Source organism: Brevibacillus fluminis (assembly GCF_052072235.1).
In the GTDB taxonomy this organism is placed as follows: Bacteria; Bacillota; Bacilli; order Brevibacillales; family Brevibacillaceae; genus Brevibacillus_D; species Brevibacillus_D fluminis_A.
The window spans coordinates 752,186-776,532 of record NZ_CM125436.1 but is presented as its reverse complement, the minus strand read 5'-3'; the positions used below and the strand labels follow the sequence as shown (position 1 = coordinate 776,532).

The 24,347-nt window shown below is 52.9% G+C and carries 26 protein-coding genes and 1 pseudogene; 14 read left to right on the top strand and 13 right to left on the bottom strand.

Annotation, left to right across the window (positions count from 1 at the left end):
- Nucleotides 1–265: 265 nt before the first annotated feature.
- The 3 genes from solA to ACTID9_RS04050 form a co-directional block, all read right to left on the bottom strand.
- The gene (gene solA, locus ACTID9_RS04060; RefSeq protein WP_441069944.1) at nucleotides 266–1,411 is read right to left on the bottom strand and encodes an N-methyl-L-tryptophan oxidase; all 1,146 of its coding nucleotides are present in this window, start codon (nucleotides 1,409–1,411) and stop codon (nucleotides 266–268) included.
- 116 nt (nucleotides 1,412–1,527) lie between these two features.
- Nucleotides 1,528–2,913: an APC family permease gene (locus tag ACTID9_RS04055; protein ID WP_441069943.1), complete on the bottom strand. Its 1,386-nt coding sequence runs from the start codon at nucleotides 2,911–2,913 to the stop codon at nucleotides 1,528–1,530.
- Between the two features lie 321 nt (nucleotides 2,914–3,234).
- Nucleotides 3,235–3,735 carry a MarR family winged helix-turn-helix transcriptional regulator gene (locus tag ACTID9_RS04050; RefSeq protein WP_441069942.1) on the bottom strand — a complete coding sequence of 167 codons (501 nt, stop codon included), beginning with the start codon at nucleotides 3,733–3,735 and terminating at the stop codon, nucleotides 3,235–3,237.
- A 174-nt stretch (nucleotides 3,736–3,909) separates the two neighbouring features.
- Here ACTID9_RS04050 and ACTID9_RS04045 point away from each other — a divergent pair, with 174 nt between their 5' ends.
- The 4 genes from ACTID9_RS04045 to ACTID9_RS04030 all read left to right on the top strand — a co-directional run bounded on the left by ACTID9_RS04045 (nucleotide 3,910) and on the right by ACTID9_RS04030 (nucleotide 7,631).
- Nucleotides 3,910–4,365: a pyridoxamine 5'-phosphate oxidase family protein gene (locus ACTID9_RS04045; protein WP_441069941.1), complete on the top strand. Its 456-nt coding sequence runs from the start codon at nucleotides 3,910–3,912 to the stop codon at nucleotides 4,363–4,365.
- 28 nt (nucleotides 4,366–4,393) lie between these two features.
- Nucleotides 4,394–4,939 carry an N-acetyltransferase family protein gene (locus ACTID9_RS04040; protein ID WP_441069940.1) on the top strand — a complete coding sequence of 182 codons (546 nt, stop codon included), beginning with the start codon at nucleotides 4,394–4,396 and terminating at the stop codon, nucleotides 4,937–4,939.
- A gap of 193 nt (nucleotides 4,940–5,132) precedes the next feature.
- The gene (locus ACTID9_RS04035; protein ID WP_441069939.1) at nucleotides 5,133–6,212 is read left to right on the top strand and encodes a copper amine oxidase N-terminal domain-containing protein; all 1,080 of its coding nucleotides are present in this window, start codon (nucleotides 5,133–5,135) and stop codon (nucleotides 6,210–6,212) included.
- A 168-nt stretch (nucleotides 6,213–6,380) separates the two neighbouring features.
- Nucleotides 6,381–7,631, top strand: coding sequence for an aminopeptidase P N-terminal domain-containing protein (locus tag ACTID9_RS04030; RefSeq protein ID WP_441072405.1), 1,251 nt, complete (start codon nucleotides 6,381–6,383; stop codon nucleotides 7,629–7,631).
- Between the two features lie 103 nt (nucleotides 7,632–7,734).
- On the opposite strand, the gene ACTID9_RS04025 is transcribed toward ACTID9_RS04030, so the two are convergent.
- Complete coding sequence (locus ACTID9_RS04025; protein ID WP_441069938.1) at nucleotides 7,735–8,505, bottom strand: GNAT family N-acetyltransferase; 771 nt, start codon at nucleotides 8,503–8,505, stop codon at nucleotides 7,735–7,737.
- Between the two features lie 141 nt (nucleotides 8,506–8,646).
- On the opposite strand from ACTID9_RS04025, the gene ACTID9_RS04020 reads away from it, so the two are divergent.
- Entirely contained in the window at nucleotides 8,647–9,360 is a 714-nt protein-coding gene (locus ACTID9_RS04020; protein WP_441072404.1) for an HAD family hydrolase, read from the top strand.
- A gap of 53 nt (nucleotides 9,361–9,413) precedes the next feature.
- Here ACTID9_RS04020 and ACTID9_RS04015 read toward each other — a convergent pair whose 3' ends face one another.
- The 4 genes from ACTID9_RS04015 to ACTID9_RS04000 all read right to left on the bottom strand — a co-directional run bounded on the left by ACTID9_RS04015 (nucleotide 9,414) and on the right by ACTID9_RS04000 (nucleotide 12,119).
- Nucleotides 9,414–10,109 (bottom strand): LrgB family protein, encoded by a 696-nt coding sequence (locus ACTID9_RS04015; protein ID WP_441069937.1) that lies wholly within the window; start codon nucleotides 10,107–10,109, stop codon nucleotides 9,414–9,416.
- Entirely contained in the window at nucleotides 10,087–10,488 is a 402-nt protein-coding gene (locus ACTID9_RS04010; protein WP_441069936.1) for a CidA/LrgA family protein, read from the bottom strand. The genes ACTID9_RS04015 and ACTID9_RS04010 overlap by 23 nt, the downstream gene beginning before the upstream one ends.
- Before the next feature lie 97 nt (nucleotides 10,489–10,585).
- A complete protein-coding gene (locus tag ACTID9_RS04005) occupies nucleotides 10,586–11,482 on the bottom strand; it encodes a LysR family transcriptional regulator (RefSeq protein WP_441069935.1) in 897 nt (298 codons plus the stop codon).
- A gap of 157 nt (nucleotides 11,483–11,639) precedes the next feature.
- A complete protein-coding gene (locus ACTID9_RS04000) occupies nucleotides 11,640–12,119 on the bottom strand; it encodes a GyrI-like domain-containing protein (RefSeq protein WP_441069934.1) in 480 nt (159 codons plus the stop codon).
- Nucleotides 12,120–12,286: 167 nt separating this feature from the next.
- Between ACTID9_RS04000 and ACTID9_RS03995 the strand changes: the two genes are divergently transcribed.
- The 4 genes from ACTID9_RS03995 to ACTID9_RS03980 all read left to right on the top strand — a co-directional run bounded on the left by ACTID9_RS03995 (nucleotide 12,287) and on the right by ACTID9_RS03980 (nucleotide 15,607).
- Nucleotides 12,287–12,517, top strand: coding sequence for a hypothetical protein (locus tag ACTID9_RS03995; protein ID WP_441069933.1), 231 nt, complete (start codon nucleotides 12,287–12,289; stop codon nucleotides 12,515–12,517).
- A gap of 168 nt (nucleotides 12,518–12,685) precedes the next feature.
- Nucleotides 12,686–13,873, top strand: a complete 1,188-nt coding sequence (locus tag ACTID9_RS03990) for a cytochrome P450 (protein ID WP_441069932.1) — start codon at nucleotides 12,686–12,688, stop codon at nucleotides 13,871–13,873.
- A gap of 23 nt (nucleotides 13,874–13,896) precedes the next feature.
- On the top strand, nucleotides 13,897–14,994 hold the full coding sequence (locus tag ACTID9_RS03985; protein ID WP_441069931.1) for a GerAB/ArcD/ProY family transporter: 1,098 nt from the start codon (nucleotides 13,897–13,899) through the stop codon (nucleotides 14,992–14,994).
- A gap of 85 nt (nucleotides 14,995–15,079) precedes the next feature.
- A complete protein-coding gene (locus ACTID9_RS03980) occupies nucleotides 15,080–15,607 on the top strand; it encodes a hypothetical protein (protein ID WP_441069930.1) in 528 nt (175 codons plus the stop codon).
- 73 nt (nucleotides 15,608–15,680) lie between these two features.
- Here ACTID9_RS03980 and ACTID9_RS03975 read toward each other — a convergent pair whose 3' ends face one another.
- The gene (locus ACTID9_RS03975; protein ID WP_441069929.1) at nucleotides 15,681–16,109 is read right to left on the bottom strand and encodes an SRPBCC family protein; all 429 of its coding nucleotides are present in this window, start codon (nucleotides 16,107–16,109) and stop codon (nucleotides 15,681–15,683) included.
- A gap of 223 nt (nucleotides 16,110–16,332) precedes the next feature.
- Between ACTID9_RS03975 and ACTID9_RS03970 the strand changes: the two genes are divergently transcribed.
- From ACTID9_RS03970 to ACTID9_RS03960, 3 genes are all read left to right on the top strand, one after another.
- Complete coding sequence (locus tag ACTID9_RS03970) at nucleotides 16,333–17,883, top strand: class I adenylate-forming enzyme family protein (RefSeq protein WP_441069928.1); 1,551 nt, start codon at nucleotides 16,333–16,335, stop codon at nucleotides 17,881–17,883.
- A 128-nt stretch (nucleotides 17,884–18,011) separates the two neighbouring features.
- Nucleotides 18,012–18,473 (top strand): MarR family winged helix-turn-helix transcriptional regulator, encoded by a 462-nt coding sequence (locus ACTID9_RS03965; protein ID WP_441069927.1) that lies wholly within the window; start codon nucleotides 18,012–18,014, stop codon nucleotides 18,471–18,473.
- A 91-nt stretch (nucleotides 18,474–18,564) separates the two neighbouring features.
- Nucleotides 18,565–20,076 carry an MDR family MFS transporter gene (locus tag ACTID9_RS03960; protein WP_441069926.1) on the top strand — a complete coding sequence of 504 codons (1,512 nt, stop codon included), beginning with the start codon at nucleotides 18,565–18,567 and terminating at the stop codon, nucleotides 20,074–20,076.
- A gap of 86 nt (nucleotides 20,077–20,162) precedes the next feature.
- Here ACTID9_RS03960 and ACTID9_RS03955 read toward each other — a convergent pair whose 3' ends face one another.
- Nucleotides 20,163–20,801 (bottom strand): LysE family translocator, encoded by a 639-nt coding sequence (locus tag ACTID9_RS03955; RefSeq protein ID WP_441069925.1) that lies wholly within the window; start codon nucleotides 20,799–20,801, stop codon nucleotides 20,163–20,165.
- A gap of 106 nt (nucleotides 20,802–20,907) precedes the next feature.
- Here ACTID9_RS03955 and ACTID9_RS03950 point away from each other — a divergent pair.
- Together ACTID9_RS03950 and ACTID9_RS03945 are read left to right on the top strand one after the other, a co-directional pair.
- A pseudogene (locus ACTID9_RS03950) lies at nucleotides 20,908–21,162 on the top strand (IS1595 family transposase); the annotation flags it as partial.
- An 84-nt stretch (nucleotides 21,163–21,246) separates the two neighbouring features.
- Entirely contained in the window at nucleotides 21,247–21,813 is a 567-nt protein-coding gene (locus ACTID9_RS03945; protein ID WP_441069924.1) for a methyltransferase family protein, read from the top strand.
- A gap of 464 nt (nucleotides 21,814–22,277) precedes the next feature.
- On the opposite strand, the gene msrA is transcribed toward ACTID9_RS03945, so the two are convergent.
- The 3 genes from msrA to ACTID9_RS03930 all read right to left on the bottom strand — a co-directional run bounded on the left by msrA (nucleotide 22,278) and on the right by ACTID9_RS03930 (nucleotide 24,314).
- Entirely contained in the window at nucleotides 22,278–23,231 is a 954-nt protein-coding gene (gene msrA, locus ACTID9_RS03940) for a peptide-methionine (S)-S-oxide reductase MsrA (protein ID WP_441069923.1), read from the bottom strand.
- A 110-nt stretch (nucleotides 23,232–23,341) separates the two neighbouring features.
- Nucleotides 23,342–23,551, bottom strand: coding sequence for an ATP-binding protein (locus ACTID9_RS03935; protein ID WP_441069922.1), 210 nt, complete (start codon nucleotides 23,549–23,551; stop codon nucleotides 23,342–23,344).
- Nucleotides 23,505–24,314, bottom strand: coding sequence for a CheR family methyltransferase (locus ACTID9_RS03930; RefSeq protein WP_441069921.1), 810 nt, complete (start codon nucleotides 24,312–24,314; stop codon nucleotides 23,505–23,507). The genes ACTID9_RS03935 and ACTID9_RS03930 overlap by 47 nt, the downstream gene beginning before the upstream one ends.
- Between the last annotated feature and the right edge of the window lie 33 nt (nucleotides 24,315–24,347).

Below are 24,347 nucleotides of genomic sequence, written 5' to 3'. Positions count from 1 at the left end.
ATGGATATAACCCGCCGACAGTAATCGAGGAAGGAAGGATAGCATGTCATTTCTCTATGTCATTCGACATGCACAGGTCGAAATCGATCCCGCCATACCGCCAGCCGAGTGGAGTCTCTCGCCTGAAGGATGGACACAGACTGACCAAATGGCCCAGCGAGTTTCGTGGGAGGACATCGTCAGCCATGAAGCCGGCCAGATGAGCCTGCACAACCAAAAAGGGCCCCACAAGGCCCTTTTTGGTTCCATTCGATAACGATAACGATTACGATTGTGCAAAGCGTCCGATGCGAAACAGCGACAAGTCATGTTTGCTCGCACCGGTTGTGCTCAAATCTGCGAGCACCTCGCCGATCGCGCTTGCGAACTTGAAGCCGTGGCCGGACGTCCCGCCGACAAGCAAGACATGCGCATGCTCTGGATGACGGTCCAGGATGAAGTGCTCATCAGGCGTGAAGGTGTAAATGCACACCTTGCCTTGCAAGAGCGGGCCCGCAGCCTGCGGCAGGAAGCACTCGGCAAAGCGGCGCACATCGCCCTCGTCCTCCTCGTATATGCCGAACTCGCGGTTCAACTGATCCGGATCGGACGGCTGTCCGAGATCGTGGCGTCCGATCTTCACGCCTTGACCGCCGAAATTGGGGAACCCGTAATAAGACTCTCCGCCCGCCAAATTGACGGAAAAGGCGGGGAAATGCCCAGGGTGGTAAAGCTGCTCATCCGCCTGGAACCACCCGACCGTTTTTCGCGTAGGCTTGACCGGCAAAGATAGCCCGCATGCACCTGCCAGCTTGCCCAGCCATCCGCCTGCGCTCACGATCAGCTTATCCGCCGCATACCGGTTGCCGCCCGCTTGAATCACAGCTCCTTGTGCCGCAACATCGATCGACTCGACCGGGGTGTTCACGACAAGCGTCGCGCCTGCCTCGACGGCCAGCTTGCGGAAAGCCCGGATGCACTGCTCGCTGTACAGAACGCCAGATGTCGGCTCAAAGCTCGCGCGGTACCCTTCGGGAAGCGCAATCCCCGGCCACCGGCGCATCACCTCGTCTGCATCAAGCACGTCCAACGGCAGCGAGTACGCTTGTGCGCTTGCGATCACTTCAGGCAAAAACGTCGATTCCGGCGATCCCACGCAGAGTACGCCCGTGTTTTCAAACAGATGGACGCCCGCTTCCTGCTCCAGCTCCTTCCACAGCTCTTGCGCACGCAGCGCGAGCGGCACATACTGCCTGCCTTCGCCGTAAGCATGCCGGATAATGCGCGTATCCCCGTGATGGCTGCCCAAACTGTGCGGCGGATCAAACGAATCGATCAGCAGCGTCTTTACGCCCCGCTTGGCTAAGTAATAGCCCGCAGCCATCCCCATTGAACCTGCTCCGATAATCGCGACCTCATAAGATGTATGCATGTGCGAAAGTCCCACTCCTTCTATCCCAGGCTAGAAAACGGTACACATTTTGGACGATTCGCAATGATTATACAATTTTTCGCGTGCCCGCTGCCACTTGGGAATGAAGGAAAAAGCTAAAACGTTTCCTCTTTCAAAATCTCGCCCGTCCGCTTGAACCCTTGCGTCATGATCGCAAGCACGATGATACCGACCGCCATCCAGCTGATGCCGACAAGATGACCGATCCGGTCCATCCCCCACAAAATATACAGGCAAATGATCAGACCGATGAGCGGCAATACCAGATTCGTAAAAAAGCCAAGGCCCCCGCGCTGCTTGCGCCGCACATAAAACTCGGTGAAAACCGACAGATTGACGCAGATGAACCCGATCAGCGCGCCGAAGACGATGATCAGAAACAAATACCCGAGATCAATCAAAAGCGACCCGATGTAGCCGACAACCGCCATGAACAGAATGCTGTACACCGGCGTTTTGTGCTTGGGATGCAGAAACGCGAACAGATTCGGCAGCACGCGGTCGCGCCCCATGCCATACAGGACGCGGGAAGCCGCCGCCTGGCCCGCCAAGGCGGTGGAAATGCCGGATATCGAAATAATCAACGTACAGATGAGTGCCAAGCCGTCTCCGCCAACTTTTGTGGCGATTTCAAAAAAAGCCGTATCAGGCGATTGGAACGAATGGAAGTCAGGTGCGACCAAAGCGGCGAAATAAGCTTGCGCCACATAAAAAAACGTGCTGATCACCAAAGCCCAGAGCGCAGCTCTGCCCACCATTTTTCCGGTCACATCGGAATCTTCCGCCATCGTCGTCACCGAGTCGAAGCCGAGATAGGACAACACCGCGATAGATGCCGCAGCAATCAGGGAGTCCCAGGAAAACGTAGCCGAATTGTAAATCCCTTTCATCGAGAAAATGGCACCTGCACCCGCGCCTCCGAGCAATGCTTTCACGGCAAATATGACGAACAGAACGATGGAGAGCAGCATGAAGCCTGTCATGATCAGGTTGATGCGGGATGTCGCCTTTGCCCCGTAGTAGTTGAACAGCGTGACAGGGACCAGGAAAATCAGCAGCATCAGCCAGAGCGGCACCGTCGGAAACAGCTCCAGGGCAAAAACGGCGCTCAGCTTATACAACAGCATCGGAATCAGCAAATAATCGAGGAGAATACACCAGCCGGCGATAAAGCCGAGGTATGGATGGATCGCTTTCGAGGTATAGCTGTACGTCGAGCCCGCGATGGGAAACGCCCCCGCCATTTTTCCATAGCTGTAGGCCGTAAATAGCATCGCCAACAGCCCAACCAGGTAGGCGAGCACCGCGTGGCCTGCCGACACGATGGACAGATTGCCGATCAAGGTTTGCGCGGACACCGGCGCCATGAAGACCATCCCGAAAACAATCAGATCCCTCGTCTTCAGCACACGCTTCAATTCCTGCTTGTAGCCCATTGATTCGGCAATGGCGCCAGTTTCTGCGGAAGTGGTTTTGCTCATGAATGAATCAACCCCCACGTTTGATTAAGGGAAGCATTGCGCTTCCATGCAAAAAGACAATACTTGCAACCGTTTCCAAAACGTTGTGAACCGGGATGCCCGCGCTCTCCTCCCTTCGGTCTTGCGAATTTCAGCATTGGCTGGTCGTTGAGGCTGGTGCTGGTTTGTAATTTTTTGAATTTATCAAATCATTTGATACGATAAGATTAAAATGCAGATCGTTAGATGTCAAGCGATTTATATCTAACGATTTCACTGGCGCCCGGCTCCTTCCAACCAAAAAGCTCTTCTGACGGCTTTGGGGCCATCGAAGAGCTTCCTTCATTCCATGTTTTTGATCACTTTGCGCAGCAGATGTGCGAGCATTTGCTGTTCGTTCTCGTTCATTCCCTCAACGATCTCGGCCTCACGCTGGTTAAACAGCGGATACAGCTCTTCAATGACGACGCGCCCTTGCTCCGTCAGGCTGATCTCCACCAACCGCCTGTCACGCTGGTTGACCCGGCGCTCGATCAGCGACTTGGCCTCAAGTGTATTGGAGATGCTGCTCACGGTAGCGACCGTCACCCCCATCGACTTGGCGAGTTCGCGAGCTTCCATGGACTGCCAGATCCAGACATTGTACAATAAAGCAAAACCTGTCCATGACAGCCCGTACTGGGAAAGGACTTCACGCTCCATTTTCAGGCGCATGCGCTGGCCGGCCCGATAAATATTGCTGACAACCGTCATAGCGCCAATATGAATGGGAAAGTTGGTGAGCCGCCGCAAAATATCCAATTCTTCCGGAAGAAGCTGTTCTTGATCGCCAGATTCGTTCATAATGCCTCCACATGTTCACTCCACATTTTTCGATTCACTCAATCATTAGATATGATATGATTATACCGCGTACTGTTAGCAAACGCCATGTACGATTGTGGCAATTCAACAACATGGCTTTCACGCATGTTTTCAGAATGTTCCAGCACCCCAAAATCAAGGAGGAATTTTGTCATGAGCAAAAAGGAAGTCCAGAATGCCGTTTCACCCGAGTTGGCCCAGTACCTCAATGGCGACAAGCTTGTGCTCCTCTCCACTGTCGACGCCGAGACGAATACCCCTAGCATCTCTGCCATCTCCTGGGTCAAAACCGTTGATCCCGGCACGATCCGCTTTGCAGTCGCCGCCAACTCGCGCATTGTCGGCAATGTGAAAGCCAATCCGCGTGCCACAATCTGTGTCATCGGGCTTGAAACCGTCTACTCGATCACAGGTACCGTCACCGTCCGCGAAGAACCGATGGAAGGCATCCAAATGAAACTGGTGAAGCTTGAGCTGTCCATCGACAATATTTTTGAAAGCATGTTCTGGGGCTCCAAGATCGTCCAGGAACCGGCCTACGAAAAAACACAGATGATCGAGAAATCGAAAGAGTTGGATGAGCAGGTTTTTCAAGGGCTGCTTCGCTAAACGAACCAACGATGAATCGAGGGATCTCATGATCATTGACAAACGCGAATTCCACGTAAAGGGAGTCTGTTACACGATCCGCTCCGCAGACGCCGCCGATGCGGCACAGCTGTCTGCCTTGCGCGTGAAAATTGACGGCGAGACGGAAAACATGGATCGGGAAAAAGGCGAAGCATTCATCGATGCGCCCGGCTTTGAACAGCTGATCAAAGCGGACGCTGAAGCTTCTCGCAACCTGTTTTTAGTAGCGGCTGTCGATGACCGGCTTGTCGGCTTTTCCCGATGCCAGGGCAGCGAATTGAAACGGCTCGCGCACAAAGTCGAATTCGGCGTGTGCGTGCTGCAACAATTTTGGGGATGCGGGATTGGGCAAAATTTGTTGAAGGAGTCGATTGCGTGGGCGGATTCCACCGGGGTTCGCAAAATTACGCTAAGCGTTTTGGAAACTAACGAGAAAGCAATCGCCCTTTACCAAAAGCTCGGCTTTGCCGTTGAAGGAGTGCTGAAAAAAGACAAACTCCTTTCCGACGGCAACTACTACGACACCATCGTTATGGGCAGATTCCGCGAGTAAGACTCGGCCGAACGAGCAAATCTGCGAAAAATTTTTTTGCGCCCGCTCTTAATGAGAGAATGCTTTTCCGCTCTAGTAAAAACCCGTTTTCAGCCACTAAATATGGAACCAGGATGAAACGTTCGAATGAATGCTGCCGTCAAAGGATGCAGAACCACACACAACACAACAATGAAATTGGAGATGATTCCTGATGAAACGTGCGAAACAACTCGGTTCCGCTCTGATGATGGCGGCATTGCTTACTACATCGTTTACAACTCTTCCGCAAGTGCATGCGGAGTCAACCATTGCTCCTCCTGTAATCCAAATCGATCCGCCTGCGCCGCTGGTCAACCTGCAAATCAATGGCGATGCGCTCGATCCGCAAAAAAACTATATCTACCAAAACGAGAAAGAGCACTATATGGTGCCATTGCGCGAAGCAGCTGAAAAGCTCGGCTACAAAGTCGAATGGAACCAGGCGAAAAAAATGCTGGAGGTCAGCAAAGGCCCGCGCTTCTTCATGATCCAAATCGGCCAGGACAACTACAATATCAACAAGATGCAAGTAAAACTGGGCGATGCGCCGATCCTGAATGAAGGCAAGACGTATGTGCCATTGTCTTTCTTCAGCGAGGTGTTGAAAGAGAACGTGAAAGTCAACGACAGATTCCACCTGACCATCACCGGCCAGGATGCTCAGCCTGACGTACATGTTGCGCCGATCAAGGAAGGCACCGTGACCGAAATCGTTCATGGCAAAGAAGGCTATTTCGTCACCATCAACGGATTCGCCTACGGGATGCGCCTCGGCATCTACGATGACACCGAAATCGTTTCGGCTGATGGCAAAAAGCTGGCCGTAACCGATCTGAAGCCAGGCATGAGCATCTCGGCCACGGTCGGCGCGGCGATGACAATGAGCATTCCGCCGCAGGCGACCGCTTCCAAAATCGTCGTGAACGAAAACGCGCCTGAACTGCTGGCGACCCAAGGGGAAATCGCTGAAGTGACCACCCAGAAAGACGGCTCCAAAACCGTCCTCATCTCCAATGGTATCGGCCTGAACGACAAAGGCTTCGCGAGCGTGCTGCTCAAGCTTTCGGCCGACACGAAGCTGATCAATACGGTGGATAACAGCGAGATCAAGGCGGATCAGTTGAAGAAGGGGCAAAAAATTGTCGCCTTCTACGGTCCGATGGCAACAAAAAGCTTGCCGCCACAAACACAAGCGGTCAAAATTTTGGTAGATATCGAACCGGAGCAAACGACGCTTCCGGCGCCGAAATAAGCAGACACCGAAAAAAGCTGTTGACGCAAGCCGTCAGCAGCTTTTTCTTCGTATCCAAAATGATGGAATTATCCTAAAATATAGAAGCCGACAGAGCGCCTATCACATGCTGGAGCAGGCCATGAAGAAACTCATGAACAAAGGGGGAAAAAACACATGACAAGCACCATGGATTCAAAAGAGTTTATCAATCGCCGACAAAGGCTCGCAGAAAAAATGCCTGATCACAGCGCACTTGTACTCTTTTCAGGGGTTGTCAAGACACGCAGCCATGACGATAACTATCCGTATTCACCGAACCGCAACTTTTATTATCTAACCGGCATTGCGCGCAGCAACCTTATTCTCATGATCACGAAACGGGCCGGCACCGTGACCGAAACGTTATTTCTCCAGCGCCCGAACGAACTGGAAGCGAAATGGACAGGCGCCGTTTTATCGGATCAAGAGGCGAAAGAGCAGTCAGGCATCGAACACTTCGACTATCTCGATGAGTGGCTCCAGTCATTTGCAACCTTTATGAGGCGCTGCGAAGGCAAAGGTTCGCTCTACCTTGACTTGTACCGCTATCTGTGGAGCGATGAGCAGACACCTGCAGAGACGTTTGCGGACGACGCACGGAAGAAATACCCGACCCTGCAGATTCACGATGCGGGCCCATGGCTGAAAGCACTGCGAATGGTCAAGAGTCCGGCAGAGATCGATGAAATCAGACGTGCGATTGCGATCACGGATGAAGCAATCCGGCGCATGTGGTCGCATGCTCGTCCTGGAATCATGGAATATGAGCTGGAGGCGCACTATGATTTCACGTTGAAGTCGCATGGCGTTCGCGAGCTTCCTTATTTGCCCATTATCGCCAGCGGAATCAATGCTACTGTCTTGCACTATGAAGCGAATGATCAGCGTGCGGAAGATGGTGACTTGGTCCTCCTCGACCTCGGTGCCGCATCGAATTACTATGCGGCTGATATTTCGCGAACGTTTCCCGTGAACGGTCGCTTTACAGACCGGCAGAAAGAGATTTATCAGCTCGTGCTCGAAGCAGAAATCAAGACCATTGAAGCGGTGAAGCCTGGTGTCACACTTCAACAATTAAATGATGTCACAAAACAAGTCTTCACAGATGGTCTGCTGCGTCTCGGACTCATCCGGGAGGACAGTGAGCTGTCCAACTACTACTATCATGCCGTGTCCCATCACCTTGGACTGGATACACACGATGTCTCGGATTACAGTGCTGCCTTGCAGCCCGGTATGGTGATCACGATTGAACCTGGCCTGTACATAGAGGAAGAAGCGATCGGCATTCGGATTGAAGACGATGTGTTAGTAACAGCAGACGGCTGCGAGGTGCTCTCATCGCAAATCCCGAAGGAAATCGAAGAAATCGAATTGTTGATCGGGAAAAAGAAATAGCGCACGCTTTCGAGCAAATCTATTGGCGATTAAAATGGCCGGGATTCCTTGAGCGATAAGGAGTCCCGGTCTCGCTTCGGTTATGTTGAGGTCCGGCGATGCTTTACGTCCGTTCTTCCCAGTTCATTTTGTGGAACTTGTCTTTTGTCATGATTTCGTGCGTCACGAATTTTCCTCGGTAAAACAAGCTGTAGGACGTATACGGTGACGGCGCGCGGCGCGCTTCCTCCCGCGTAGCGAGCTTGTGTTTACCAAATGGCATGCCTGCCTCACGAGCCGCCTGCTCCAGCTCGTCCGCATAAAACTCGGTAAACGGGCACTGATTCGTATAAAACAGCTGCAGCCCGTCCCGCTCATCGATCTCGGCCTGCTGCACATGCCCGCAAAAGCGTGGAAGCGGCGCATCAGCGCGAAATCGCTTGACCAGCAGCTCGAAATACGGGGGCGCCGCATCACAGGTTACAAACCCATGATGAATAAAAAACTTCTTGTCCGACAGGTAGGGACGCTTTCCTTTTCCCGCGATCACCACGATCCCGTTCATCTCTTGGGCATCGCGGACGCATTCGGCTAGCAGTCTGGCAGCAAGCCCTTGCCCTTTGAATTGGCCGGAAACCCACAGGCAATTGATGAACAGATAGCCCGGCGCCTCGACAGGAACCCAGGCGAATTCGGCCGGCACATATTCAATGAATACTTTTCCCCGGACGTTTCCTTTCTTGAATCGCAATCCTTCCGCAAAACGCGCTTTCAACCAGTCTTTTTTCGCCTGTACGCCGTTCGCCGTCTTGGAGTCACCGAGCGAACAGCAAATATGCTCCTGGTCGATAGTAGCTTCCGTCAGGCTGATGATTTCGATCGGATTGGTTTGCATGCTTCCCTTCTCCCCTCTCGTTTTTTCCATTATATAGCAGACTAAGTTAACAGATTTGATCTTCCTATGAAAATTCATTGAAAGAACATCGATCGTCAGGTATCTTCACTATATTGCTACTTACGGATACTTGAGGTGAAAATGTTGGAAGCTTGCAAAGTGATTCTATTCGATCTGGATGATACGCTCTATGATTTTTCCGCCTGCTGGGAAGCCGGCATGCGCGAAACGATCCGCACGCACCCGCTGACCCGCGATTTGGCCACGGATGCTTTTTATGAAAAGCTCGCTTACTACAACGATGCGCTCTGGCCGCAAATCGCCGATCGGTCGCTCACCTTTGACGAATACCGGCACGTTCGCCTGCAAAACTCGCTTAACCACTTCGACCGCCAGGCAATGCGGCAGGAGTCGGACGATTTCCAGGCCCTCTTTCGGCAAAAAAACGAGGAGAACATGTTGCCTGTGGAAGAGACGACGGCGCTGATAACCGAGCTGTCCGGTCGTTACCGTCTGGGGATCGTGACGAACGGCCCCGCCGACATGACGGACAAAAAGCTGGAACGTCTGCAGCTTGCCCACCTGTTCCCGCCGGACACCGTCTTCATCTCCGAGCTGATCGGCCACCACAAGCCGGACAAGCGGATTTTTCAGCATGTTCTGGCGCAAATGGGCGTGGCTGCGCATGAGGTTCTGTTTGTCGGGGACAACTGGATCGCGGACATAGCAGGTGCAATGGACGCGGGCATTCCTGCGGTCTGGCTGAATGCGCGCGGTGATGAGCCGCTGACGCCTCATGTTCCCTTGGCTGTGATCGAACGGCTTGCAGATTTGCGCAAGGTGCTGCATTCGTAAAGAAAAAAGCCTCCGTACGGGATGCAACTCCCCTGCGGAGGCTTTGTTTGTTGTCAGGACATCCATGCCGAAACGATGGGCAAAAGCATGAACGCCCAGGCGACGGTGATGATCGCGCCGACGATATTGGACAGGCTGGAGACCGTTCCCTCCACCTCGCCTCGTTCAAACGCCTTCACCGTGCCCAAAGCGTGCGCCCCCATGCCATACATCATCCCGATGGCGAGCGGATGCCGGACGTGGAACAGCCGCATGATTTTTGGCCCCAAATACATGCCGGCAAAGCTGGTCAGCATGACAAACACCGCGGTCAATGCCGGAATGCCGTGAATCGATTCGGACAGGCTGACGGCGATCGGTGTCGTGATCGAGCGCGGAATTACGCTCAGCACCGCCTGTCCGCCCATCCCCAGCAAGTAGGTAGGAATCATGCCGCCGATGATGGCGGCGAGTGAGCCGACCGAAAGGCTGAACACGATGACGCGCCAGTTCGCCCGCAAGATCGCCCAGTTGCGGTAGAGCGGGATCGCAAACGCAACCGTGACCATGTTGAGCGCTTCGGTAAACAGCGATGTCGCGTGCTGGTATTCCTCGTACGGCAATCCGATCGTAAACAGGATTCCCATCATCGCGAGCGGCGTCAAAATAATCGGGGAGGTGAGCCACCCCGGCTTTTTCCGATTCAATCGTTTGCAGTACAAATAAAGGGCGACGGTGAAGCAGACACTACATATTTTTAGCAGCAGCATGCGTTTTCACCTCACCGGAACGGATGCGTACGCGCAGCAGACGGTCGGAAACGACGCCGGTGACCATCATCGCAAGGCCGGTACCGCACATCACGATCAACAGGACAAACAGCCCTTTGACTCCGATCAGCCACGGAAACTTCATGATCCCCACCACCGCAGGGACGAAGAACAACAGCATGTCGGCAAACAGGATCGCCGCACCCGCCTCCACCCAATTCAGGCGGACGACACCCAGCTGCAGGCTGAAAAACAGCAGCGCAAGCCCGATCAGGCTGCCAGGAATACCGATATGCGTAAAAGCAACAAACGCTTTTCCGATCATCGAAAACAACAGAATGAGACAAATTTGCGGGAACGCGTGAAGCCACTTCTTCATAGATGACACCCCTTGATCGCAATGATAACGATTTCATTCTAAGGGGCATCGATTCATTCGTAAAATACATATAATACATGAAGTCGATGCAAAAAAGTTATAGCTGATCCCGGATCGCCCAATTTTCTTCCGCATAGCGGATAAAAGCACGTGCCGCATAGGAAAGATAGCGGTCACGCCGGTAAATAAGCACCAATTTCCAATCGATGTGCGGTTCGCTGATCGTAACCGCCTGGATGCTCCGCTGGTTCAGCCGGCGCACCATCGAGCGCGGCACGAGCGCGATCCCCAGCTGGGTCGCCACCATTTCCCCGACCAAATCCCACAGCTGGCTCACATACGCCACTTTTGGCTCGAACCCGGCCTGTGCGCACGCCTGCCTGACCACGTCATGCAAGGCGAATTCCTCCGAAAACAAGATGAATGACTCATTTTTAAGCTCCGCAAGACGGACCGATTCCCGTTCGACCAGCCAATGCTCTTTATCCGCGATGACGACCAGCTCCTCGGACAACAGCGGCACGGTCTCGAAAATCGCTTCATCGACCGGCTGCACCGTGACCGCGACGTCCAATTCCCCTTGCTCCACCTGCTGCTGCAGCTGCTTGGCCTTGTGCTCCACCATTTGCATCTCGATGTCCGGATACTCTTTGCGAAAGCGGGCGATCGTGTGAGGAAACAAGAGCGAGCCGACCGTCGGCATCAGCCCCATCTTCACCTTCCCCCGTTTCATATGCACCAGCTCGTCTACGGACAAGGTGAGCTGCTCCATCAACTGCAAAATGGTCTGCGCCTGCTCGAACACCATGGCGCCCGCATCGGTCAACACCACCTTCCGCTCATTCCGGTCCAATAGCACCACGCCAAGCTCCTCTTCCAAGCTCTTGATCATTTTGCTGATCGACGGCTGGGATACGAGCAAAGTTGTTGAGGCGCGTGTAAAGCTTTTCTGCTTGGCCACTTCCACAAAATACTTCAGTTGCCGTATATCCATAAGTCCCCCCCAACTACAACGTTGTAAGCGATATGTATAGCGAGAACGGGTCGTTTCCCTTGCCATTATACGCTTAAATTTTGCGTTTTGCAGGAACACGGCATGTTAAAAAACCAGCTCCCGTAGCGGGCAGCCGGTTTCCCTTTATCGTCTGGACTTATTTTTTCTCCTGTACCGGAATCAAAATGGTGAAGGCAGGCTGGCTGTCATAGGGGTCCTGCCCGAATGGATACTCCTCCAGATGGGTCAGTCCATCGGTGCTGCGGACGTAGCCTTGCTCTTCAATCCATGCATACAGGGTTCGATACGACTGCTCGATATCGTCCCCCTTTTGATGGGCTGCCACTGCATACGTGGCCGGCTCTACCGTGACCGTTTCCCATCCGTCCGGGAGCTGCCCGCCGTCCTCGATCTGAATCGCAGACAGATGCGTGAATCGTCCCGGTTCCCGATGATACGAGAGCCCCAGGTGAATGTCAGGCTCCTTTCCGCCCGTAACCACATGTGCCAGTTTCTTCACCTGTTGCATCACGTCCCGAATGCCCCCGGCAGCAGCCTCGGCGAACGTGCCTTCCCATTTGATCCCCGCAACCGTAAAGGAAGGTTTGCTTTCCAGCCGCGCCTCGATGGTTTTCATATTTATCAACTCCCAGCCTTATTTACATACCTGCTATTATTATTGTGAATATCCAAAGGGCTTGTAAAGTCATTTTTTTCTTTAAAAAACCTTTTCACCCATACATGGGCGTTTGTCCATTTCTCTGTGCGATCGCCTCGCATACAGTATGGGGGGAGGTGAATGCAATGCCACCATGGTTAGAACGCGCAACCTATTTGATCGGCCAGCCCGTAGGAGTCTCGCTTGTGGACGGCACCGGTGTGTCGGGCGTTTTGTGCAAAATTGAGCGCGGTCAAATCTACCTGATGCAATATTTGTATCAAGCCCAGTATGCGACGAAGCATTACCGCTTCGACCAAATCCAAAACATCACGCCGTACCCCGGCTGCGCACCCCAGCCCGGTCCTTATTTCTGATCAACCGCCTTTATCCGTTCTATGCGAAAGACCAGTCCTTTTGGGCTGGTCTTCTTTGGATCACGTTTCTCTGCGGGGGTGTCGTCCGCATAAAATGGCAGCTCGTAAGGGATACTTTTCCTGATTCGCATAAAGATCAATCTCAATTGTGAGTGGAGGACCCCTTCAATGGCGACGCCAACGAAAGCGATCTTTTTCCGTCATCTGTTTCCAAGCAAACGCGAAAATTGGGAGCGGTTCGGCTGGTATAAAAAAATGCGCGAGGAAAGCCCGATCCATTACGATGGGCAGTCCGGTGCCTGGGATCTGTTCCTGTTCGACGATGTGGAATGGCTGTTGAAAGAAGCCTCGCTCTTTTCCTCCGAGCGGCCCACCCTGGAAGGAGACGTTCGCAGCCTGCTCAGCCTGGACCCACCAAAGCATACGCAGCTGCGCGCAATCGTCAACAAAGCCTTCACCCCGCGCGAACTGGAGCTATGGCGTCCGCGCATCCAAACGCTCGTGACGAAGCTGCTCGACGATTTGCAAGGAAAAGATACGGTCGACATCATCCGCGATTTCGCCTATCCGCTGCCCGTCATCGTCATCGCTGACATTCTCGGCGTCCCTTATGAAGATATGGATACATTCAAAGAGTGGTCGGACATTTTGGTGGAAGGGCCGAAAAGCATGACAGCCGAAGCAGTTGAATCCCTGCTCGCCGAAAAGTTGGCCAAGCAGAAGGAAATGTATGCGTATTTTGATGAAATCATTGCGCAAAAACGGAAAAATCCGCAAGAAGACTTGATTTCCGTCATTATTTCGGCGGAAGTGGACGGTGCCAAGCTGGCCGACAATGAAATACGCGCTTTTTGCAAATTGCTGCTGGCTGCCGGGAATGAAACCACAACGAATTTGATCGGCAACGGCATCTATTGCTTACTGGAGGATCGCTCCATTTTTGAACGGGTGAGCAAGGAGCCCGACCTGATCCCGGGGGCCATCGAGGAAACGCTGCGCTTTCGCTCGCCGGTTCAGGCGATCAACCGATTTGCCAGGCAGGATATCGAACTGAGGGGCCATTCCATTAAAAAAGGCCAGGAGGTCGTCGGCTGGATCGGCTCCGCCAATCGCGATGAAACGCACTTCCCTCATGCCGACACATTCGACCCTGCGCGGCAACAAAGCAAGCATCTCGCGTTTGGCAAAGGCATTCACTTCTGCCTGGGTGCGCCACTTGCCCGTCTGGAAGCAGCGTTGGCGATGCCCGAACTCATCAGCCGCTTTCCCGGCATGCGCCTGCCCGAAAATCTGCAGCTCGAACCGATTGTGAGCGGCTTTGTCTACGGCCTAAAAAGCTTGCCCGTCAAGGTATAAGCCCGCATAAGGATGGATTGAAGATGCTCGATAACCACAAAATTATGCCGCGACAATTTACCGTGCTGGTGATATTGACCACCATAGGCGATTCCATCCTGGTATTGCCTTCTGCCCCCGCGCAAATGGCCAAGCAGGACGCTTGGCTGTCTGCGCTTTTTGGTTTGGTCATCGGCCTGCTGGCACTTTCTCTCATCAGCAGCCTGGCCAAGCGGTTCCCGCGCTTCACGTTTGTGGAAATGAGCCGAACGCTTTTGGGAAAAATGCTCGGGACGGTCATCGCCTGCCTGTTTGTGTTTTACATGCTGATGAACACCGCCGCGATTTTGACAGAGATGGGCAACTTCCTCAACACGTATATCCTGGCCGAAACCCCTTTTGAAATCATCATGCTGTTCTTCCTCTGTGTGACCATCATGGGCGCCCGCCTCGGCCTCGAGCCGCTCACCCGCGCAGGGGAAGTTTTTTTTCCTTGGTTCATGCTATTGCTGATCGCTTTCATCGTGATGCTGCTGCCGCAGATTCATCCGATTAACCTGCAGCCTGCCTTTGAATACGGGATAGGGCCCATTATCAACGGCTCGATCCCCACCATCGCCTATCCTTTTCTCGAACTGGTGGTCTTTCTGATGGTGTTTCCGTCCGTGCTCGAGCCGCAAAAACTGCGAAAATGCTTTCTGTTCGGCGCCCTTGCAGGCGGGATCGTGCTGGTGCTGATCATCCTGCTGTGTATCCTCGTTCTCGGCCATACACTGACGGGGCAGGGCATGTATCCCAGCTACTCGATGGCCTTCCGCATCATCATCGGCAATTGGCTGCAGCGCATTGAAGCCGTGATGGCGACTCTCTGGTTCGTTTCGATTTTTTTCAAACTGACCTTATCCTTTTATGCCATTTGTCGGGCGCTTGCCCAGCTGTTCGGTTTGCAAGACTTTCGGGCGATTGCCGTTCCCGTCGGGTTGATTCTCATGTACCCTGCTATCATGTTTAGCCCCAATGTCGCCAAAATGTATGCGCTCACCAAAGTTTGGCCCTTTTTCGATATTACCGCCGGTTTCCTGCTGCCTCTGCTTCTGTTGACTTGCGCGCTCGTCAGAAAAAAGGGCGGATCTGCCGCTTGAGCATACGCAAAAAAATCCCAAAGATATCCACCGGGATTTTCTGCTACAATCGAACCATATGAATTTTCGGTTGGGGGTCGAAAACATGCACAATCTGGGACAATTCGCTTTCCCCGCACTGCTGATCATCTTTATTCTGTATCGTCGGATCAAACGGTCGGTAGGCTTCCAAAAATTTGCGCCGCGCCGGATGCGCTTTCGGATGGTGATATTCGCAATCATCGGGCTGCTGCTGCTGGTCGCCGGATACGTTCATCCCATCCTGTATCTGGCTGACGCTGCGGGCATCGCCTGCGGCATCCTGCTTGCGTTTTTTGCCGTTCGGCACTGTACGTTCGAGTGGCGCGGTCCCGATTTGTACCACCGAACACACATCGGGATCGAGATGGCGGTATTGGCGCTCTTTCTCGGCAGGATCGCCTTCCGCTTCGCCTTCATGTTTTCACCGGCAGGGCAAGCCGCACTGGCGAATGATCCAACGCAAATGCAGCAATACTCGCGCGACCCATGGACGGCTTTCGTTTTCTTCATTTTGGTCGCCTATTACATTTGGTACTACCGCTTTTTGCTCAAGGAAGGAACCGCTCGCCTCGGCTCTGAAAAAACCGAGTGATGGCACAGCCCCTGCTGAAAAAGGCAGCAACTTATCGACGCTGCTGCCTTTTTCAATAAACATCCCCGTTGCGTCAGCCGTTTTGCTCCCTTTCGATCTTTTCCTTGATCGCTGCCGCCACCTGTTCCCAGTGCATCCGCATTTCTTCCCGAACCGCTGCATTTGCGAGATGCTCTTGGTGAAAGCTGATCGTGGTTTTTTCCCCTTTTGCCGCAAGAAATCGGATTTGCAGCGTGGAAGGCTTGTCCCACTGCGCTTTTTGCCAGCTAAGGCGAAGCTGCTGCTGCGGTTTGACGATCCGCAGCTGGCCGTTTACGCCTGCATCAGTCCCGAATGTGGCCCCCGGCTCTAGCATAATCTTCCCGCTTGTTCCCAGCCACATGTCCGCAACCTCGCCTGTCGTAACCAGCTCCCATGCCCGGTCAGCCGGTATGGGGAACGTCCGCCTCACACCGATTTGAAACCCGACCGATTTCGTTTGACCCGTTACTTTTTGCTCCATCGTCGTTCCCTCCCTTACTGATGTTAAGAAGCGCCTGCCTGGCGCTGCTTCCTACTTGCTATTATAAAACCAGCGTTATCCAAAACACAGCGTTATTTCCAGCGGTTTCCTTCCTCCCAATCTGCTCCCATAATGAACCACCATTGGGTAAACCCAAGTAAAATTCAACATACTACCAATGGAACGAACTTCATTTGTCACTGTGGAAGGGAGCAGCACCATCATGACCACGCTTCACACCTATTTGACCCAGCGCGCTGCATCGACTCCTCATCTGGAGGCGATCGTGGCAGCGGATCAGCGCTTTACGTACATGGAATTCAACAACCGCGTGAACCAGGTTGCCGCCTACATGCTTGCTGCGGGTGCTACCAAGGGCGACCATATCGGCATCCTGTGCAAAAACAACCACCCTTACCCCACCATCCTGCTCGCGGCGTTGAAAATCGGCGCGGTTGCCATCCCGCTGAACTGGCGGCTGACTGCCTATGAGATGCAGGGGATTATGAAAATCGCCCAGCCCAAGCTGCTGTTTTACGATGAAGAATTCGCCGACACCCTGTCCCTCTTGCGCGGCATCAAGTTCGTGCCCGTCAGCGAGGGCTTGGTGCTTTCGCCCGAGTTCGCCTCGATCTTTTCAACCTACTCGACGGCTGAACCGGCCAGCGCCCCGATCAGCGACCAGGACTTGGCCTTCATCCTGTTTACCTCGGGCACGACGGGCATCCCCAAGGGCTGCATGATCGCCCACGAATGTTACGATTTGTACATACGTCAGCAGCAATCACACCCCCGGGTCGAAGCCGGGTTGCGCTTTTTGGCCGTCCACCCGATGTTTCACATGAGCAGCACGTCATTGATCTTCTTTCACATTTTACGGGGCAATACGATGGTGTTCCTCGCCGCCCCATCCACCGCCGCCATTCTCGACATGATCGCAAAAGAAAAGATCCAGACCATGTTTGCCTTCCCGTCCGTTTACGCCCACCTTTGGGAAGAAATCCGCCAAGAGGGACGGGATGTCTCCTCCCTCCTGTTCGTCTCCGCTGGCGGAACAAAAGTACCTGCCACGCTCATTCGCCGCTATTTGAAGATGGGCATTCCGATGGGAACCGGTTACGGCAGCACGGAAGCCGCTTTCGTCAGCCATTGGAATCCGTCTATGGGGATCGACACCGCCGAATCGGCCGGAACGCTGATGCCACAAGTACAGGTCAAGATCGTCGATCCGCAGACAGGCCAAGAGCTGCCGACAGGAGAGGTCGGGGAAATCATCGTCAAAAGCCCGTATTTGTTCAAAGGATACCTCAACAATCCGGAAGCGACGGCCCAAACAATCCGTGACGGCTGGATTCATATGGGCGATGCGGGCAAGCTTGATGAAAACGGGTTCCTGTACGTGTCAGGCCGCTTCAAGGAGATGATTTTGTTTGGCGGCGACAACATTTATCCTACAGAGCTGGAAGAAGTCATTCACAAAATTCCCGGCGTGCTGGAAGTGGCCGTCATCGGCGTCCCTCACGAGGAGATGGGCGAAGCGCCGCTTGCCTGCGTCATCAAGCACCCGGCCAGTCGCCTTACAGAAGAGGACATCCTCAAGGAATGCCGCGAACGGCTGGCAGCCTACAAAATTCCCAGCGTCGTATTCGTCGGCCACCTGCCCAAAAACGGGGTAGGGAAAGTGTTGAAGGCTGTGCTGAAAGAACAGTTTGCCGGTGACAAGACGCCGTCTGCCGTGAAGAAACTCGGTGCCAAGCTTACCTCCAAGCCTTGATTCAAGCTGGGGCGGATCGGGCCGGAATGCGGCCGGAGCTGCCTCTTTTTGCCATCTTGACAGCCACTACGCTCTTTCGTAGAATGAAAAAGTTCGAATTCGAATCAATAAGAAAGGACCGAATCTGCATGCATCCTGACGCGGAAGAATTCTCCCCCCGATTCCCTTTTGGAGTCGATGATGCGCCCGCAGGCTACTTGCTCAAAATGGCCTTTCATGCCATCAGGCGCGATATTGAGCATCAGCTGCGCCCGCATGGCTTGACGCCAAAGCAGCACCATGCCTTGACCATCCTGACGCTCAACCCGGGCATTACCCACACCGATCTGGAAAAGCCGCTTCACATCGAGAAAGCAAGCGTCACCAGCCTGATCAACGGAATGGAGAAAAGAGGCTGGCTCGTACGCAAGCAGCATCCGGAAGATGCGCGAATCAAGCAAATTTTCCTGACAGAAGAAGGGATGCAGATGCACAAAGTGTCCGTTCAGGCCGTTCGCCAGGCACAAGCTCGCTTGAATCAGGCGTTTAGCCCCGAGGAGACCGAAATCCTGCGAATTTTGCTCCGGAAAGTCGTGAAAGCCTACTCATAGCGCCATGTCCTTCTTACTTCACAGCAACAGAAGCATTGTGACCAAATAGTTTGAACTCGAACTTATATTTTTATAAAATGGGAGGATTCCAATGGATCAGAAAAAAACAAATACGACGCTGACCGTTGTCGGCCTGATGCTCGGTCTTTTGCTCGCGGCGTTGGACCAAACCATTGTGTCCACCGCCATGCCTACGATCCTGGGCATTTTCGGCGGACTGGACAAATTCGTCTGGGTCTACTCCGCCTACCTGATCGCCAGCGTCGTCGGCATGCCGATCTTCGGCAAGCTCTCCGACATGTATGGCCGCAAGCGGTTTTTCGTCCTCGGCCTGGTCATCTTCATGCTCGGATCAGCTCTCTGCGGAACTGCGCAAAGCATGACGCAGTTGATCTTGTACCGTGCGATCCAGGGCATCGGCGGCGGCGCGCTCATGCCCATCGTCTTCACGATCGTGTTCGATATTTTCCCACCCGAAAAACGCGGGAAAATGCAAGGGTTGTTCGGTGCCGTTTTCGGGCTGTCCAGCGTGCTTGGACCGCTTGCCGGCGCGTTTTTCACCGACTATGTAAACTGGCGCTGGTGCTTTTACGTCAATCTGCCGCTCGGCATCGTCTCGCTCATCCTGATCTATCTGTCCTATCACGAAACGCGTTCCAGCCATAAACAAAAAATCGACCTGCCGGGAACCGTGCTCATGGCGCTCTCCGTCATGTGCCTGATGTTCGGTCTGGAACTTGGCGGCAAAGAGTACGCGTGGGGCTCGGGCCCAATCATCGGCTTGTTCGCCGGATTTGTGATTTTTCTCATCGTCTTTCTTCTGTGGGAACGGAAGGCGAGCAGCCCGATCGTTACGCTGTCGCTGTTTCACGATCGCCTGTTTACCGCCAGCATGGGCATCGCGTTCTTTTACGGCGCGATCATGATTTCCGGCGCCACCTACATCCCGCTGTTCATTCAAGGCGTTTTCAGCGGATCTGCCACCAGCGCAGGTCTCGTGCTCACGCCGATGATGCTTGGCGTCGTCGCTAGCAGCATGGTGGGCGGCCGCTTTATCGGAAAAGCCAGCTACCGTGCGATCATGTTCGTGTCCGTCGCCCTCATCATCATCGCGGTGGCGCTGCTCGGCACGATTTCAATCGAGACGAAGCAGTGGGTCGTCACGCTTTACATGATTTTGATGGGATTCGGGATGGGCGCTTCCTTCCCGATCATCTCGACGTCTGCCCTGCATAATGTCGATTTCAAAATGCGCGGGAGCGCCAACTCGATGAACACGTTCTTCCGCTCCATCGGCTCTGCGATCGGCGTTACCGTTTTCGGCTCCTTGCAAACGCACCGACTCGGCACAGAGATCCAACAGCTCGTTCCACCCCAATTCGCGGAGAAGCTTGGCGACGGGCGGGGACTTTTGCAGGAATCGGTGAAAAACGCGATTCCCGCCGATTTGTACCACACCCTGCTGTCTGCCTTGGCCGATTCCATCGCTTTCGTTTACCAATGGGCGATTTTGATCGGCATCCTCGCTGCTGTCTGCATTTTCTTCATGGGCAATGCCAAGCTGCAGCTTCCTGGCAAAGCAAAAGAAAAAGCGCCCCAATAAAGCGGGCGCGTCAAAGGGAAAAACGCCTGAACAGGATGGCCTGATGCCGCCTGTCAGGCGTTTTTTCCATAATCCGATTGCTTGGGTCAAATCAAAGTCTGATAGCCGTTCCAAAACACCTTTGCTGCAAAATACAGGAACAGCAAGGCGGACAGCAGTGAAAACCCGCGAATCAGGCGCGGCCCCAAAAGCTTGCCGCCTTGGCTGCTCACGAGCGCAACGGCAAAGGACCAGACGAGCCCTGCCACGAAAAAGCCGAAGAAGAACAGCGGAAGCGACAGCTCGTCGACAGCGTGATTGGCGGCGATGATGCTCCCGCCCACGGTGGCGAACCAAAGAATCGCAGAAGGTGAGGCCAGCGCCAGCCCGATGCCGGACATCAGGTTTTTCAGCGGCGACCGACCGGTGCTGCCTTTTTCCCCCGCATCGAGGTCCAGTTGCTTCGGCCGCGCCACCTCGCGGAACATGTTGTACGTCAAGTAAAGCAAAATCAGCGTCCCGCCGATCCACAAAATCCAGCGGATGACCACCTGCTCCAGCAAGAGCGAGATGCCAACCATCGACAGCGCCGCATAAATCAAATCGCCGATCCCGGAGCCAAGGCCGAGAAACAGCGCAGGCACAAAGCCCCGCTCCACCCCCGTCCGTATCATCGCCACATTGACCATGCCCAAATCGAGGCACAGTGAAATCGAAAGGAAAAATCCTGACAAGAAAAATTCCATGAGGCTGCCTCCTGCAGAACATAACATTTGTTGTAAGGAAACGTAACATTACCGACATTACGAATATTATATCGAGAGCCATCGGATTCCACAAGAGGGAGATTGCTTCGGACACAGCGGGGGCTTGGACCACTATCGCTACAAATCGAATGGTAAACAACGGGTAAAAGGCGTGTACCATATTCAAAAACTGAACAACTACCACAGTCGTTTGAAACGCAGGATGGATCGCTTCAACGGGGTTTCAACCAATTATCCCCAAAATCATCTGGTGGATTCCGTCATTTGGGCATCAAGGATTATGAGAATACAACATCGAATAAGAAAAATATGCTGGTCGCATCTTGTTTATTTACCGTAAACTTCAACAGGCAGTTTGTTGATGTAACGGGTAGGATAATGCAACAAAAGTGTTCTGAAATACGACAAATAAGGGTGATATTGAGTGGATGTTGGAATACAGTTTTGGATCGCATTCTCTATTTGGATGGGTACAGAGTTTGTCATTGCGATTCGGAATCGCGTGCTTCGGCGTAACGTATCAGCGACTAAGAAAGACAAAGGCTCGTTATTTTTTATCCTGTTTGGTGTATGGTTGGCGACCGCAGCTGCTTTCCAGTTTCATATGCACAAGTGGGGATGGGTAACCCAGTCTGTAGCTAACGTAGGTGTTTTTATGATGATTGCCGGAGTAGCATTTCGATTATGGGCCATTCGTATTCTTGGGCAGCATTTTTCTTTATCGGTTTCCGTTGATGTCGACCAGACAATTGTTCAACACGGCCCATATAAATACATTCGCCATCCTGCATATACTGGTACGTTAATTACTTTTGTCGGATTGGGAATTGGACTAAATTCATGGATTGCATCTTGTGTATCGATCATGATTTTTTTGCTTATCTATGCATATCGGATTCATGTCGAAGAAGCTGCACTTGTATCCCAATTTCAAGATGTGTATGAAGAATATCGAAAACGCACATGGAAACTCATCCCATTTCTATACTGATTACGGAAACGTTTGGCATCCAGGGTCAGAGGGATTTATTGAATATTATACAAACCAAGGGTTTGGAAAAAAGGCATGGTTACCATGGATTAGAAGGAACTCTTCAGGTTCTTAAGGTAAGAAGGGAATTGGAAGAAGTAATATTTGACAGCATAAATATAGCAAAGAAAAAAGTGGACAACTTTTCGTATGGTCTAAACGATTATAAGAAAGTAAAACGTTAGCGCAGTAAACCACCGTCCTTTTGAAAGGTGGTTTACTTTACCCAAAAAATCAACATTAAAGATTACCATAGCCCATAAGAAAAACTTCTTTCAGAAGCTCTTTCAAGAAGCAAATCATTCGATCTGTGGAAGTTTTTCTTCCGCTCCAGAATTTATAAGCGCATGCACTTATAAATTCTTACACGATAAAAAAATGCGACCGGGACCCCCGGACGCATTCACGCTTTTCTTTTATTCTGTTCAATCGAACAAAACCAAATACTTGCCGTAGCCTTCCTTCTCCATCTCGCTTTTCGGAATAAAGCGGAGCGCGGCGGAATTGATGCAGTAACGCAGTCCCGTCGGCTCAGGACCATCCTCGAATACGTGGCCCAGGTGCGAATCCGCTGTGACGCTGCGCACCTCTGTGCGCACCATGTTGTGCGTCACATCAAGCTCTTCCTTGACTTCCTCCTCGTCGAGCGGTTTCGTAAAGCTCGGCCAGCCGCAGCCGGAATCGAATTTGTCCAGCGAGCTGAACAGCGGAACGCCGGAGACGATATCGACATAGATGCCCTCCGCCTTGTTGTCCCAATACTCATTGCGAAACGGCGGCTCGGTCGCATTGTTTTGCGTCACTTCATATTGCATGGGCGTCAGCCGTTTGCGCAGCTCCTGCTCGGCCTTGTCATCTTTCCAGTGCGCCTTGATGAACTTGTCGCGGCCCGAGCCTGTGCGATACATTTTGTAGCGAAACGGATTTTTTTTGTAATAATCTTGATGATACTCCTCCGCCTCATAAAAAGGGCCCGCCGGCAAAATCTGCGTCACGATCGGCTTGGAAAACCGGCCGCTCGCCTCCAATGCCTGCTTGGACGCCTCCGCCTGCTCGCGCTGCTCCTCGCTGTGATAAAAAATCGCGGTCCGGTACGAATCGCCTCGATCATAAAATTGGCCGCCGGCATCGGTCGGATCGATTTGCTGCCAAAACAGCTCCAGTAATCGTTGATAGGAGAAGACCGCCGGATCAAAGGTGATCTGCACGGCTTCATAATGTCCGGTTGTCTCGGAGCATACTTGCTTGTAGGTTGGATTTTCTACCGTTCCGCCGGTATAACCCGATATAACCTTGATAATACCCGGCTGTTCGTCAAATGGTTTGACCATGCACCAAAAGCAGCCGCCGGCAAAGGTTGCGAGTTCGTGAGTTGACATGCGCATTTCCTCCTTGGCATTTCCTCTTGCCCTCTATTTAACCGCATTGCCCCATGAATTCTCAAGTGGCTCGAACACTTCCGTGCACTTTCGCTCCGCCTGCCGCCCTCCTATTCGTCCTGCGGAATCGGCAGGCAAACCGTGAAAACGCTCCCTTTGCGGCTGGTGCTGACCTCGATTTTGGCATGGTGCCGGTTGGCGATGCTGTAGCAGACCGCCAGTCCCAATCCCGTCTCCGCTCCCCTTCTGCTCAGGGGAATCAGCTTGCGGCTGTCACTTGATTTTTCGGTAGAGTTTCTGGGTTCTGTCCACTTCTTCATAGCGATCTGCAAATCGTGTAAAGGCAACTCCTTCCTTGTCCCCAAGCCCCAGAAAGCCGTCTGCGCAAAGGCTCTCGTACATCAATTCGTGAACATGGTTCTGAAGGCTCTCATTGAAATAAATCATGACATTGCGGCAAATGATCACATGAAACTCGTTGAAAGATCGGTCCGTGACAAGGTTGTGCTGTCCGAACACCATGTACTCTTTTAAAAACGGCTCAAACACAACCGTATCGTTTTTGACGCTGTAATATTCCGAGAACGCGCGAGTTCCCCCAGCCTGCATGTAATTTTTCGTATACAGCTTCATTTTCTCGATCGGAAAGCTGCCTATTTTGGCCCGCTTCAGCACTTGTTCGCTCATATCGGTCCCATACAGCCGCGTTTTTTGCAAAAGTCCTTCCTCGTGAAGCAAAATCGCCATGGAAAACACCTCCTGCCCCGTCGAGCAGCCGGCATGCCAAATCCGGATAAATGGAAGCTCGCGCAAGGCAGGCACAACGTTTTGGCGAAAGCAAAGAAAAAAGCCCGGGTCGCGGAACATCTCGGTTACATTGATCGAAAAATCGGCGACCAGTTTGTCCAATACTTTGGGATCGTGCAAAACCTTCTCCTGCAGCCCCGAAACGGTCTGGAGATTCTCAATCCGCATGCGGTACCTGATTCTGCGCCGAATGGAAGAATAGGTGTAGTTGCGATAATCATAGCCATATTGTCGATAAATCCCTTCCAATAACAGCCCAATCTCAATCTTCTCCAACTCATCGCTTGTCTCTGGCCCAAGCGCTGCGCG

What these genes read in the sequence shown, in the direction of transcription:
- solA (WP_441069944.1), bottom strand. Translation starts at nt 1,411, where the DNA reads ATGCATACATCTTATGAGGTCGCGATTATCGGAGCAGGTTCAATGGGG.
- ACTID9_RS04055 (WP_441069943.1), bottom strand. Translation starts at nt 2,913, where the DNA reads ATGAGCAAAACCACTTCCGCAGAAACTGGCGCCATTGCCGAATCAATG.
- ACTID9_RS04050 (WP_441069942.1), bottom strand. Translation starts at nt 3,735, where the DNA reads ATGAACGAATCTGGCGATCAAGAACAGCTTCTTCCGGAAGAATTGGAT.
- ACTID9_RS04045 (WP_441069941.1), top strand. Translation starts at nt 3,910, where the DNA reads ATGAGCAAAAAGGAAGTCCAGAATGCCGTTTCACCCGAGTTGGCCCAG.
- ACTID9_RS04040 (WP_441069940.1), top strand. Translation starts at nt 4,394, where the DNA reads ATGATCATTGACAAACGCGAATTCCACGTAAAGGGAGTCTGTTACACG.
- ACTID9_RS04035 (WP_441069939.1), top strand. Translation starts at nt 5,133, where the DNA reads ATGAAACGTGCGAAACAACTCGGTTCCGCTCTGATGATGGCGGCATTG.
- ACTID9_RS04030 (WP_441072405.1), top strand. Translation starts at nt 6,381, where the DNA reads ATGGATTCAAAAGAGTTTATCAATCGCCGACAAAGGCTCGCAGAAAAA.
- ACTID9_RS04025 (WP_441069938.1), bottom strand. Translation starts at nt 8,505, where the DNA reads ATGCAAACCAATCCGATCGAAATCATCAGCCTGACGGAAGCTACTATC.
- ACTID9_RS04020 (WP_441072404.1), top strand. Translation starts at nt 8,647, where the DNA reads ATGTTGGAAGCTTGCAAAGTGATTCTATTCGATCTGGATGATACGCTC.
- ACTID9_RS04015 (WP_441069937.1), bottom strand. Translation starts at nt 10,109, where the DNA reads ATGCTGCTGCTAAAAATATGTAGTGTCTGCTTCACCGTCGCCCTTTAT.
- ACTID9_RS04010 (WP_441069936.1), bottom strand. Translation starts at nt 10,488, where the DNA reads ATGAAGAAGTGGCTTCACGCGTTCCCGCAAATTTGTCTCATTCTGTTG.
- ACTID9_RS04005 (WP_441069935.1), bottom strand. Translation starts at nt 11,482, where the DNA reads ATGGATATACGGCAACTGAAGTATTTTGTGGAAGTGGCCAAGCAGAAA.
- ACTID9_RS04000 (WP_441069934.1), bottom strand. Translation starts at nt 12,119, where the DNA reads ATGAAAACCATCGAGGCGCGGCTGGAAAGCAAACCTTCCTTTACGGTT.
- ACTID9_RS03995 (WP_441069933.1), top strand. Translation starts at nt 12,287, where the DNA reads ATGCCACCATGGTTAGAACGCGCAACCTATTTGATCGGCCAGCCCGTA.
- ACTID9_RS03990 (WP_441069932.1), top strand. Translation starts at nt 12,686, where the DNA reads ATGGCGACGCCAACGAAAGCGATCTTTTTCCGTCATCTGTTTCCAAGC.
- ACTID9_RS03985 (WP_441069931.1), top strand. Translation starts at nt 13,897, where the DNA reads ATGCTCGATAACCACAAAATTATGCCGCGACAATTTACCGTGCTGGTG.
- ACTID9_RS03980 (WP_441069930.1), top strand. Translation starts at nt 15,080, where the DNA reads ATGCACAATCTGGGACAATTCGCTTTCCCCGCACTGCTGATCATCTTT.
- ACTID9_RS03975 (WP_441069929.1), bottom strand. Translation starts at nt 16,109, where the DNA reads ATGGAGCAAAAAGTAACGGGTCAAACGAAATCGGTCGGGTTTCAAATC.
- ACTID9_RS03970 (WP_441069928.1), top strand. Translation starts at nt 16,333, where the DNA reads ATGACCACGCTTCACACCTATTTGACCCAGCGCGCTGCATCGACTCCT.
- ACTID9_RS03965 (WP_441069927.1), top strand. Translation starts at nt 18,012, where the DNA reads ATGCATCCTGACGCGGAAGAATTCTCCCCCCGATTCCCTTTTGGAGTC.
- ACTID9_RS03960 (WP_441069926.1), top strand. Translation starts at nt 18,565, where the DNA reads ATGGATCAGAAAAAAACAAATACGACGCTGACCGTTGTCGGCCTGATG.
- ACTID9_RS03955 (WP_441069925.1), bottom strand. Translation starts at nt 20,801, where the DNA reads ATGGAATTTTTCTTGTCAGGATTTTTCCTTTCGATTTCACTGTGCCTC.
- msrA (WP_441069923.1), bottom strand. Translation starts at nt 23,231, where the DNA reads ATGTCAACTCACGAACTCGCAACCTTTGCCGGCGGCTGCTTTTGGTGC.
- ACTID9_RS03935 (WP_441069922.1), bottom strand. Translation starts at nt 23,551, where the DNA reads ATGAAGAAGTGGACAGAACCCAGAAACTCTACCGAAAAATCAAGTGAC.